The organism is Shewanella sp. 10N.286.52.B9 (genome assembly GCF_002873635.1).
In the GTDB taxonomy this organism is placed as follows: domain Bacteria; phylum Pseudomonadota; class Gammaproteobacteria; order Enterobacterales; family Shewanellaceae; genus Shewanella.
Window position 1 is genome coordinate 1 of the sequence record NZ_MCTY01000192.1, and the last position, 1,766, is coordinate 1,766.

The window sequence follows — 1,766 nt, forward strand, 5'->3', positions numbered from 1 at the left end:
ATATTAAATGTTGTTTTTTCATATGCGATGCTGCACCATATTATAGATTTTTTATTACTAGGTAGTTAGTCTACATACCTTTTGATTATATTTAGGGATAAACCTGTACTTATGGATAAGTGTCAAGAATCGAGCCTATCAATTGATGATAAAACTTTTGTGGCTGGAATGAATCAAACTAAAACAGTTGAGAATAAAACTAATTTGATTGGGAAATGTTTGAAAAAACGTTACTTAATTGAGTCTAGAATCGGCCATGGTGGCATGAGTGACATATATCGAGCAAAAGATTTATACTTCGAATCACTTAATGTTTCTGAGCCTTTTGTGGCAATAAAAGTATTATTATCGGAATTTGCTGATGCACCTGAGGCGCAGCAAGTGTTAATTAAAGAGTCGATTCAAACACAGCAACTTTCCCATCCAAATATTATTCGTGTTTATGATGTGGATAGCGATGATGCTTACCATTTTATGGTCATGGAGTGGCTAGATGGTGAGACATTAGAGCAGGTCATCAAGCGCTCTAAACCATCGGGCATTAACTTTAAAGGCACAATGCAAATCATTGAGCAGATTGGCTCGGCTCTGTCTTATGCACACAAACAAGGGATTGTTCATACCGATTTAAAACCTTCCAATATCTTTCTCACTCGAAAGGGTGACATTAAAGTCTTTGATTTTGGTGTTGCTAAAAACTTTCAGCAAAACGTAGATCAGTACGCATTAGCTGAAGCCGATTCTGATCCTTCTTTAACGGGTTATACCCCTGCATATGCAAGCTATGAACAGCTTTTAGGCGAAGAAGCATGTGCTGCGGATGATGTTTTTGCGTTTTCTTGTATAACCTATGAATTATTAACAAGTAAACACCCATATTTAAGAGTCGCTGCTAACGAAGTCGATACCAACAAACAAAAACTGACTAAACCAAAACACCTCAGTTTTCGCCTTTGGTTAAGCTTAAAAAAAGGCTTAGCGATTCATAAAGCGCAAAGAGAACTCGATATACAATCATTAATCACCAAGTTTCAAAGTAAGAGCTGGCCTGTGCCTGTTTCATTAGCTGCTGCTGCTTTGATTGGTGTTGTAGGTTTTCAGATGCATCAAGCTTCTGAACAAAAAATTGGCGATTTAGAAAATATCATTTCAGCTAATGAGCAAGTCAAAAATGAGTCTGATGCATACGAGTTTATCACTGCCTCGACGCTATTTGAGCAAATTGATGGTCTTCCGATCGAGAAAAGTTTGATCCGCGATGGTTTATTGAGAAAACATCAAATCGAAGTCTTGGATTTAATTGAGAAACAAATAGCAGCAGTGCCAAAAAGTGACAATGGTTTATATCAAAACTACGGTCAAATTGAGTTAATAATTGCAGACATTAGCCGTTACTACCCCGATTCTGTGAGGTTGTTGCAAATCAATAATCAGATGAAGCGAAGTAAACAATCAGTCATTGATTCTTTGTCTGATCGTCTGACTGTGTTGTTGTCGCAATCTCGCTATAACGAGACTGGGGATAACAATATTAAGTTGATTGTAGAAGGTTTAGCTTTCGTAGAGCCTAAATTTAAGTATATGCCTAATGAAGAGGCGTTAGTTTTATATACTTCTGCATTTGAGCAGGCGTTAAAACTTCGTGATGTTGAACAAATCAATGCACTTATTACTACAGGAGAAGTTGTTTTTTCAGCAAGTCCTGAAGCTGAACCATTATTGAAATATGGTGCATCAATGCGTGTTGCTGTTAAAAAGCTTAATGA

The 1,766-nt window shown here is 36.9% G+C and carries 1 protein-coding gene; it reads left to right on the forward strand.

Annotated elements, in window-relative coordinates; genetic code table 11:
* Nucleotides 1–219: 219 nt before the first annotated feature.
* A partial coding sequence (locus tag BCU91_RS14420) for a serine/threonine-protein kinase (protein ID WP_198590477.1) occupies nucleotides 220–1,766 on the forward strand: 1,547 nt, incomplete at its 3' end.